Source organism: uncultured Brachyspira sp. (genome assembly GCF_944388875.1).
GTDB lineage: Bacteria > Spirochaetota > Brachyspiria > Brachyspirales > Brachyspiraceae > Brachyspira.
Window position 1 is genome coordinate 1 of record NZ_CALXKQ010000043.1, and the last position, 9213, is coordinate 9213.

The 9213-nt window shown below is 26.3% G+C and carries 10 protein-coding genes, 2 rRNA genes and 3 pseudogenes; 8 read left to right on the plus strand and 7 right to left on the minus strand.

The features are described from left to right. From Q0J69_RS13950 to Q0J69_RS13960, 3 genes are all read left to right on the plus strand, one after another. Positions 1-365, plus strand: a 23S ribosomal RNA gene (locus Q0J69_RS13950); the annotation flags it as partial. A gap of 121 nt (positions 366-486) precedes the next feature. Continuing rightward, positions 487-603: ribosomal RNA gene (rrf, locus tag Q0J69_RS13955) — 5S ribosomal RNA — on the plus strand. An 88-nt stretch (positions 604-691) separates the two neighbouring features. Beyond that, positions 692-922 (plus strand): hypothetical protein, encoded by a 231-nt coding sequence (locus tag Q0J69_RS13960; RefSeq protein WP_297208526.1) that lies wholly within the window; start codon positions 692-694, stop codon positions 920-922. A gap of 14 nt (positions 923-936) precedes the next feature. On the opposite strand, the pseudogene Q0J69_RS13965 reads toward Q0J69_RS13960, so the two are convergent. The 5 genes and pseudogenes from Q0J69_RS13965 to Q0J69_RS13980 form a co-directional block, all read right to left on the minus strand. Continuing rightward, positions 937-1493 (minus strand): annotated as a pseudogene (locus Q0J69_RS13965) (DUF4132 domain-containing protein); the annotation flags it as partial. A 109-nt stretch (positions 1494-1602) separates the two neighbouring features. Next, positions 1603-1728 (minus strand): hypothetical protein, encoded by a 126-nt coding sequence (locus tag Q0J69_RS13970; RefSeq protein WP_297208527.1) that lies wholly within the window; start codon positions 1726-1728, stop codon positions 1603-1605. Positions 1729-2169: 441 nt separating this feature from the next. Next, on the minus strand, positions 2170-2361 hold the full coding sequence (locus Q0J69_RS14245) for an ImmA/IrrE family metallo-endopeptidase (RefSeq protein ID WP_366030664.1): 192 nt from the start codon (positions 2359-2361) through the stop codon (positions 2170-2172). Beyond that, complete coding sequence (locus Q0J69_RS13975) at positions 2310-2918, minus strand: restriction endonuclease (protein WP_366030663.1); 609 nt, start codon at positions 2916-2918, stop codon at positions 2310-2312. The genes Q0J69_RS14245 and Q0J69_RS13975 overlap by 52 nt, the downstream gene beginning before the upstream one ends. A 37-nt stretch (positions 2919-2955) precedes the next feature. Beyond that, positions 2956-3087 (minus strand): annotated as a pseudogene (locus tag Q0J69_RS13980) (hypothetical protein); the annotation flags it as partial. 773 nt (positions 3088-3860) lie between these two features. Between Q0J69_RS13980 and Q0J69_RS13985 the strand changes: the two are divergent. Then, positions 3861-4604, plus strand: coding sequence for a YebC/PmpR family DNA-binding transcriptional regulator (locus Q0J69_RS13985; RefSeq protein ID WP_297208528.1), 744 nt, complete (start codon positions 3861-3863; stop codon positions 4602-4604). 35 nt (positions 4605-4639) lie between these two features. Continuing rightward, a complete protein-coding gene (gene ruvC, locus Q0J69_RS13990; protein WP_297208529.1) occupies positions 4640-5113 on the plus strand; it encodes a crossover junction endodeoxyribonuclease RuvC in 474 nt (157 codons plus the stop codon). A gap of 52 nt (positions 5114-5165) precedes the next feature. Here ruvC and Q0J69_RS13995 read toward each other — a convergent pair whose 3' ends face one another. Both Q0J69_RS13995 and Q0J69_RS14000 read right to left on the minus strand, forming a co-directional pair. After that, positions 5166-5852, minus strand: coding sequence for a hypothetical protein (locus Q0J69_RS13995; protein WP_297208531.1), 687 nt, complete (start codon positions 5850-5852; stop codon positions 5166-5168). 139 nt (positions 5853-5991) lie between these two features. Beyond that, positions 5992-7116 carry a hypothetical protein gene (locus Q0J69_RS14000; RefSeq protein ID WP_297208533.1) on the minus strand — a complete coding sequence of 375 codons (1125 nt, stop codon included), beginning with the start codon at positions 7114-7116 and terminating at the stop codon, positions 5992-5994. A gap of 169 nt (positions 7117-7285) precedes the next feature. Between Q0J69_RS14000 and galE the strand changes: the two genes are divergently transcribed. The 3 genes and pseudogenes from galE to Q0J69_RS14015 all read left to right on the plus strand — a co-directional run. Further along, a complete protein-coding gene (gene galE, locus Q0J69_RS14005; protein WP_297208535.1) occupies positions 7286-8278 on the plus strand; it encodes a UDP-glucose 4-epimerase GalE in 993 nt (330 codons plus the stop codon). Between the two features lie 54 nt (positions 8279-8332). Next, positions 8333-8617 carry a hypothetical protein gene (locus tag Q0J69_RS14010; RefSeq protein WP_297208537.1) on the plus strand — a complete coding sequence of 95 codons (285 nt, stop codon included), beginning with the start codon at positions 8333-8335 and terminating at the stop codon, positions 8615-8617. An 18-nt stretch (positions 8618-8635) separates the two neighbouring features. Further along, positions 8636-9213 (plus strand): annotated as a pseudogene (locus Q0J69_RS14015) (hypothetical protein); the annotation flags it as partial.

Here is a 9213-nt window from a genome sequence, read left to right on the forward strand (position 1 = left end):
GGAGCAGGTCCCAAGGGTTTGGCTGTTCGCCAATTAAAGCGGTACGCGAGCTGGGTTCAGAACGTCGTGAGACAGTTTGGTCCCTATCCGTTGTGGGCGTTGGAAAGTTGAGAAGAGTCATTTTTAGTACGAGAGGACCGAAATGAACGCACCGCTGGTGTATCTGTTGTTCTGCCAAGAGCATCGCAGAGTAGCTATGTGCGGACGGGATAACCGCTGAAAGCATCTAAGTGGGAAGCCTCCTTCAAGATTAACTTTCCCTATGAGTTTCGTTGGAGACTACGACGTTGATAGACTGCAAGTGTAAGCAGGGAAGAAATACCTGTTCAGCTGAGCAGCACTAATCAGACCAATGGCTTGACCATATTATCGTTTTCTTCTTAATTCAAATAAAGAAATCATAATTAGGCATAATGAGACAAATCTACGCTTCTATATATCTGGCAAAGTTGCTTTTAATTTTGTTCTTTAATTTGCTAATATTATTTCGGTGACCATAGAGAAAGTGATACACCCGTTCCCATTCCGAACACGGCAGTTAAGCCTTTCATCGTCAATGGTACTGTAAGGGTAGCTTTACGGGAGAGTAGAACGTTGCCGGGTATATATTATATATTTTATCCCAATAGAGTTTTTCTGTTGGGATTTTTTTTATTATGAGATATCTTATTAATAGAATAAATAATAAATTATGAATAAAAAAGAAAAAGTAATAAAAATTATTAAAATTATAGCTTATATATTTTCTTATATGATGGTTACTGTAGTTGCTTTCAATTATGGTTATATGTATTATGCTGTTAAATTTGATGGGGCTTCTGCTCCTCCTAGTGTTTCTTTTATTTTTGCTGTTCCTTTTATCATTGCTATATTGGTATGTGTTATTACAATTAAAGTAATTAAAAAAAGATTTAAAGAGTAAGTAATATGAGTTATTTAATTAAGCGTATCTGTTAATCTAAAATCCCATATCAATAAGAATCAATAATGTATAAACAAATCTATAAGAAACTTTTTTATTATTTCCATTAGAAAATTCTATATTTATTTTAACTTTATCTTTATAATCAATATCATTATTTGCATTTATTTTATTTCAAAATAATCGTTATTGTATAGTTTTAAATTATAACTTTCAACTGTACCATATTCTAAATAACTAGGATTCATTGAATATCTAACACCGAATGCCTTAAAAGTGCCATAAGATATTTCTATGTCTTGTAATTTCTTTATTTTCTCTTTCTAAATTATTTTTATTTAATTTTATTATACTTGATTGCTGTATAGGTTGGGTTAATTCATAATCTTCTAATTGTTTTCTCCATTTTATTTATAGTATCTTCATTCATCTCTATATGACTAGTTAAACTTATAAAACTATTTTCATCAATATTTATTTCTTCGTTTTCGCAGTTTGAATAGCTTCCATCATTAAATTATCTAAATGTTGTTAAAAACAAATTATCTTTATCATACAAATTCCAAATTAGATATATTCCATCTAGAAATATCTTCATTAAAATTTACGCACTCACTTGAACATATAACTAAAGTCTATAACATTGCTTACATACCAATTTCCTATGCCTGAAAAATCTTTTATATTTCAAATAAGAATAGTTCGCTCATGTCGGTAATTAAACTAGTATCTATATCTCCCAAGTAAATATTTTCATCTTCTACAAATTCTTTCAATTCTTCTCTAGTTTGAGGTTTGTATTTCATTATTATGTTTTCTTGTTATTTTTTATTATTATATATTTTATTTATTGTTCTTTTTTCCGCCGCAAAAAGAACCAAAAAGTGCAAATAAAAAATTACTATGAATAAAATTAAAGTGTTATAATATCCTATTAAATAATTCTACTAAAACTTCATTGATACTAAATGTATTCTTAGAAATATATTTATCTATTTTTAATATACCTAAATCAACTAATTTGATAGTAGCAAACTCCCCAGAAATTCCAAATATATATATAACATATTCTTAAACATTATTGCCATATTTTTATTAATATGTTGATTATCATAAAATAAAAAATTTTTAGTTATACAATATTTCTTTCTAAAATAATACCAATGAATCTCCATAAATATATTATTTACTAAAAAATTAGAGGTAAAAATATTAGCTTGCATTTCCATTTTTTTATTTATATTTTTTTATATAATATCATTTTCTAAAAATATATCTGTAATATTATCTTCAAATATATCCATATATTTTTCTAAATATTGTTTATGTAAAATAATATGACCTATTTCATGTGCTAAAGTGAATCTCCATCTTGTACTATCATACTTTAAGCGATTTGATATAAATATTGTATTTTTTTTAATGATATTAATCCTAATATTGTATCTCCCAAATTTATATTAAATTCAAAATTTATATTATATTTATTACTAAAAAAATATATGACTTTATCTGTATCCAATCTATCATTTTTATAAATACTAAAATAATCAAATTTTTTAGTTATTATATTAATTATTTCTTTTTCTGATATAAATGGTATTTTTATTTTTGAAAAATATTGTTTTGTTTTATCTAAAATACCAAACTTTAATAATATTTTAAATATACTATAATATATATAGTTATCTTCATTTCTTTTAAGAATTATGTCATTTTGATTATTGATAACTATCAAATCAATTCTTAATTTTTTGGCTATTGAAATTGCATCTTCTGCAAAATCACTTTCTGATATTATTATTCCACTTTTTGCTCTTGAATTTTCTATTTGAGTATTAAAATATTCTATATTTTGCATTGATAATTTTCTATTATAAGATTTACATTCTACAGCAATCATTAAATAATGTTTTATATTTTCACCTTTTTTCTGTTGTATTTTCCATAAAATATGAATATCCTTAAAATAATAAATCAATATATTAATATTCAATAATTATATATTACAATTTTTTAATTATACAACCTTCAAACATAGAACTAATATTTTCTACATTAGAAGCATCCAAAGTTTTTATACCTGAGAAATCTTTCCTATTGCTTCTTTCAAATAGTTTACTCATATTAGTTATTAAACTTGTATCAATATCACCCAAGTAAATATTTTTATCTTGTACTAATTTTCTTAGCTATTCTCTTGTCTGAGGCTTGTATTTCATAATTATATGTTCTGATTACTTTTATGTTATTTTATATTTTTTGAAATATTTTGCAATTTTCAAATTTTTATATTTAATAAATAAATTATAACATTTGTCTTTTTGCAGCTTTGGCAAAAAAGTTGATATAATTTTTAATTAGTTAACTTTGTAAATTTGATAATCTTTTTAACGCACGCTAAATGCATTTTTATAATAAATTTAAATTGTATTAATAATTAACCTTATATTTTTAATATAGTTCTGCGTGCGGTGAAAACACAACAAGTTTAAATAAAATTTGGGTGGGTGCTAAAAATTCTAATAAGGCTTATAAATATGATGGAAGTAAAATACTTAATTAAAATTCAAAGTTATAAAGGGTGGGAGTAGAATAAAATTTTAAAATTTATTTAATACCCCGCCCTTTAAAATTTAATGCTTTAATTTGAATTTAAAATATTATTTATATTCAATGTTTAAATTATAAAAGCACACCCGCCCAAGTTTTAATTAGATTGAACGCACGCTAAATGCATTTTTATAATAAATTTGAATTATATTAATAATAAAACTTATATTTTTAATATAGTTCTGCGTGCGGTATTTTTGATATTTTCTATATAATAAAAATTAGTGTTATAGTTTATTAAAAGTTGACAATAGTTAGTTTTTAGTATATAATTATCGCAAACATAAAATGATATCTAAAAAAATCTAATATATAGAGGTGTAATATGTCAGGACACTCCAAGTGGGCTAGTATTAAACATAAAAAAGCCGCAAACGATTCAAAAAAAGGAAAAATTTGGTCTAAAATAGCTAAAGAAATAACAATTGCAGTAAAAGAAGGCGGAAGCCCAGACCCAGATCAGAATGCTAGATTAAGAATGGTTATAGTAAAAGCAAAAGGTACTAATATGCCTAATGATAATATAGACAGAGCTATAAAAAGAGGTGCAGGAGCTGGAGAAGGTGCTAATATAGAAGAAATGTCTTATGAGGGTTATGCTCCTGGTGGAGTTGCTATTATTGTAGATGTTGCTACTGATAATAAAAATAGAACAGCTGCCGAAATAAGATCAATATTCAGTAAAAATGGCGGAAACTTAGCAGAAAATGGTGCTGTTTCTTGGCAGTTCAAGAAAAAAGCTGTAGTAATGATTCCTGCTGCAGGCAATACAGAAGAAGGATTAATGGATATAGTTCTTGATGCTGGTGCTGAGGACATAGAAGAAGACGGAGAAGTATTTACTATTACAGGACCTATGGAATCTTTATCTTCTATAGTTGATGCTTTAAAAGCTAAAGGAATTGAACCTGAAAGTGCTGAAATAGTACGCGTTGCAGATAATACTATGACTATAGCTGAAAATGATGCTAAAAAAGTTATGAAAATTATCGGTCTTTTTGAAGATCATGATGATGTTTCTGCTGTTGCTACAAACTTAGAAATTACTGACAATTTAATAGAAGAATAATATTTTATCATAAAATAAAAGCAATTATATACTTTATGATAACTTTAGGAATAGACCCAGGATTTGCTAGATGCGGGTATGCTTTTATAGAATCTAAAAATTCAGAATATCGAATAGTGAATTCTGGGCTTATTGAAACATTTTCTAATCAGCAATATAATCAAAGACTTTCTAATATATATATAGAATTAAATACTCTTATAAATAAATATAAACCAGATAATGCTGCTATAGAGGAATTATTTTTTTCTAAAAATACTAAAACAGCTATAAAAGTGGCTGAAGCTAGGGGGATTATAATATTAGCATTGACTTTGAATAATATTGATTTTACTGAATATAAGCCTAAAGAAGTAAAATCCCAAATAACTGGAAACGGCAATGCTAATAAAGACGCCATGATGAAAATGGTTAATCTTTTTACTGGCTCTAATATAATTCAAGATGATACCGCAGATGCTGTTGCTATTGCTTTAGCTCATGCTTCAAGAAATAGAATTTTTAAATAATATTTTATATTTCACATAATTATAAATTTACGGTATCAAATTGAATATTATTTTAAATATCATCAATCATATATATATTATCATTGCGGTTAGTTTTCTGTTTTTCGCTTTCTTTTTCTTGAATGCTATCTTCTGTATTATCAGAATCCAAAGAGGATGGAGATTCCTGCTTTTGTAATATTATAGCTGTAATTTCTGATTCATAATTTTTAAGCATAGTATTATCAAAATTAGCACCAAGCAGTAATTCTCTTAAAGGCTTTAAATCATATACATAAGTGTATGTATGCTTAGCACTTTCAATTTGTTCCACAGCTCTTATTGCAAGTACATCAGATGATAATAACTCTTTTAAAAATACTAAACTTCTTCCGCTTGAAATCTGATTATTAGTTAATGAATATACTTCTGATTCACCATATTTATTTAACATCATATTTCTAGGCTCATTTTTATCCAATCTATACATTAAATGTATTTTATCTTCATCGTTGAATCTCTCCTTAAATAGAAGAGATGGAGTATACAGATTTATATTAATACTGTCTTTAGTTATTGTCAAAAATAAAGTATTATAATTTAAACTGTCTAGTTCCTGAGCTTTAACATATATAGAAATTTCTTTTTCATCAGTAAAAGGGTCTATTTTTTCAACTATATTCCATTTTCCTATATCATAATATTGAGAATACAGTGCAGATGCTGCTGCAAAAAGAATCATAAAAATAATTTTTTTCATAAGTTAACTCCGTTTAACTTTTATATATATATTATGATAGTTTTATGAATTTAAATCAATAAAAAATATATTTTTTTTGTAATTTTAGTTTACATAATGATGCAATTTGTTTACATATTAATGAAATTTGCTGTAATTTTTAATCTTTTATGAGCTGTCCGTATTGTTTTTTTGTTTCTATATATGAACTGTATAAATCATTTTTTATAGTTTCAATATTATATTTTTCGCCATTAACTTCGGCGTATATTAAATCAGTACTATTATTTTGTATTTTAAATTTTAAAACAGATTTCCATTTATTGTTGGCAGATACTATATTTACAAAAACATAATTATTGTCATCTTCCCATTTTACATCATACCCAAGTTTTGAAAATACAGTATCTATGATTTCTCCAATAGTAGCATCTCTATGCGGAAGAAAATAATTATTCCTCACAATATTAACTATTGTATCTTGATTATTGTTTAAATTATTATTATTTAAACCTGCATTATTATTGGGTTTATGATAATTAGGCTTATAGTAATTATTGTTTTGATTTTCATTATTGTTATTTTGATTAGGTTTGTAATTATTATGTTTTTTATATAACTCATACAATTTATTATCTATATTATCTATACTATATGCAACGCCGTCTATCTCAATGGCATTTAATTCCCAAGAATACATATCTATTATCCTAAACTGTATAATGACTTTTTCATTATCAGAATAGGCATTCATATTAACATAATCATTTCCGTCTACTCCATCTATTTTTTCCCATTTTACATTATCAAATATAGTTTTCATTATATCGCCTATTTTTACATCTCTGTGAGATGAGAAATAATTATCTTTAACAAGGTTTATAAATTGGCTGTCAGTTAAATTAAGATTTTGAGTATTATTATTTTGATTTTTTTTATTCATATTTTTCTGATATAGATTATATAATTCTTCTTCTATATTTGATATATTATAAGGTTCATCATTAAGTTCTGCAGCATTTATATACCAGTCATTATTAATAATTCTAAATTGAAGTATAAATTTCTGCGATGGAGTATCAGTTATCATATTAACATATTTATTTCCGTCAATGCCTTCTATATCTTCCCATTTTACATTATCAAATATTGCATCTATAATTTCATTTATAGTAACATTTGGATATTTATCAAAATTGCTGTATTTTATTAAATATATATTATATGATTGTGCAAATGAATTTAAGCATAGTATAAAAATTAATGTTAATATTTTTTTAAGCATAAACAACTCCATACTTTAAATATATTTAATAATCATATTAATTTCAATATATTTTTTATTTTTATTATCATTTCATGGCAGGTATATTATGAAATATTTTTTTGACTTTTTTTGTAATTGAATTATACTTTATTTATTAAAATTAAACTTTTTAAATTGGAGTATAAATATGGCTGTTTTAGTATGCGGAGGAGCTGGTTATATAGGTTCGCATGTAGTTAATGAACTTTTAAAGCAGAATATAGAAACTGTTATAATTGATTCATTAGAATATGGGCATAAAGAGGCTATTAAAGACTGTAAGAACTTTTATCAGGGTAATATAGGAGATAGTGCTTTACTCGATAAGATATTTTCTAGCCATGATATAGATTCGGTTATGCATTTATGTGCTTATATAGAAGTTGGTGAAAGTGTACAAAATCCTGCTAAATATTATCATAATAATGTATCTAATTCAATCAATCTTCTTAATGCAATGCTTAGAGCTAAAGTGAAAAATTTTATATTTTCTTCAACAGCAGCAGTTTACGGAGAGCCAGAGAAAATACCTTTAGAAGAGGATTGCAGAAAAGAGCCTACTAATCCTTATGGAGATAGTAAATTGGCATTAGAGAAAATATTATCATGGTATTCAAAGGCTTATGATTTTAATTATGTAGCTTTAAGGTATTTTAATGCATCAGGTGCACATCCAGACGGACATATAGGAGAAGACCATAATCCAGAGTCGCATTTAATACCATTAATTCTTCAAGTACCTCTTGGAAAAAGGGAATCCATAAAAATATTTGGGGATGATTATCCTACACCTGATGGTACTTGCTTAAGAGATTATATACATGTATGCGATTTGGCTTTAGCACATATTGCTGCTATGAATTATCTTAAAAATGGCGGTAAAAGTGTTGCATGCAATTTAGGAAATGGTAATGGATTTAGTGTAAAAGAGGTTATTGAAGTGGCAAGAAAAGTAACAGGACACCCTATACCTGCGGAAGTTTGTCCTAGAAGGGCAGGGGATTCATCTGAGCTTATTGCAAGCAGTAAAAGAGCTAAAGAAGTTTTAGGCTGGACTCCTACTATAGATTCATTAGAAACTATAGTACAAACCGCTTGGAATTGGCATAAAAATCACCCTAAAGGCTATAATGATAGATAAAATTATTGCAAATTTTTTAGTATATTCTATAATTATGAATAGGGGTATTTGTTAATGGTAGAAAAAATTAAAAATTTTTACAATACTAAAAAAAAATTATTTTTCTTAATAATAATTTTATGGTTATTATTAACAATAGGTATAGGTGTGCTTATAGGTTCTTGTTCAAAGCCTAAAGTCATCCCTTTAACGCCTGAAGAAGAAAATTCTAAAGCCGTTAACAATATGAAAGAAGATGAAGAAAAAATTATAAAAGGAGAAATGCTTTCAACTAAAAATAATTTGGATTTTGATGAATTAGAATATTCAAGGAATTATACAGAAAACCGAAAAAAATAATAAATTTAGGAGAGAATCATGCGTGTTTTTTTATATTCTTGCACATTAATTATGTTTACTGTATTTAGCTCGCTTTTTGCTCAGTCAACTATAACAGTTCAGCCTGATGACAAAGTAGTAACTAATACAACAGCTGCCCGTATTAAAGGCGGTCCTATAGAAGAAGATTTGGTTAAATCTGTAGATTTGGCAGAAAATACTCTATTCTCTATCAAATTAAATGCTACTAATTTTGATAGATATATACGTATAACAAGCTATTCTACAAATTTGGATTTTGTCAGATTTACTAGAGATAAAACTAATGCCTTCATAACTTTCAGAACATTAACTGCAGGTATTGGAAAGCTTGATTTCCAAGTTGATAATGAAGAAAGTATAATAAGAAAGTATTTCTATACTATTAATGTTACAAATGCTCAAGGCACAGCTGTTATGGAAACTAATGCTATATTAGATACTGACAGTACAAATGATATGAATATGGCTGATACTAATCAGACAGCTACTAATATGCAGGCAGGAACTAATCAAACTGCTACTAATATGATCAATACTAATCAAGCAGGAACTAATCAAACTGCTACTAATATGAT

Bases quoted from the DNA above. Each gene is read 5' to 3' on its own strand.
- Q0J69_RS13970 (WP_297208527.1), bottom strand. From the start codon at position 1,728: ATGAAATACAAACCTCAAACTAGAGAAGAATTGAAAGAATTTGTAGAA.
- Q0J69_RS13985 (WP_297208528.1), top strand. From the start codon at position 3,861: ATGTCAGGACACTCCAAGTGGGCTAGTATTAAACATAAAAAAGCCGCA.
- ruvC (WP_297208529.1), top strand. From the start codon at position 4,640: ATGATAACTTTAGGAATAGACCCAGGATTTGCTAGATGCGGGTATGCT.
- Q0J69_RS13995 (WP_297208531.1), bottom strand. From the start codon at position 5,852: ATGAAAAAAATTATTTTTATGATTCTTTTTGCAGCAGCATCTGCACTG.
- Q0J69_RS14000 (WP_297208533.1), bottom strand. From the start codon at position 7,116: ATGCTTAAAAAAATATTAACATTAATTTTTATACTATGCTTAAATTCA.
- galE (WP_297208535.1), top strand. From the start codon at position 7,286: ATGGCTGTTTTAGTATGCGGAGGAGCTGGTTATATAGGTTCGCATGTA.
- Q0J69_RS13960 (WP_297208526.1), top strand. From the start codon at position 692: ATGAATAAAAAAGAAAAAGTAATAAAAATTATTAAAATTATAGCTTAT.
- Q0J69_RS14010 (WP_297208537.1), top strand. From the start codon at position 8,333: ATGGTAGAAAAAATTAAAAATTTTTACAATACTAAAAAAAAATTATTT.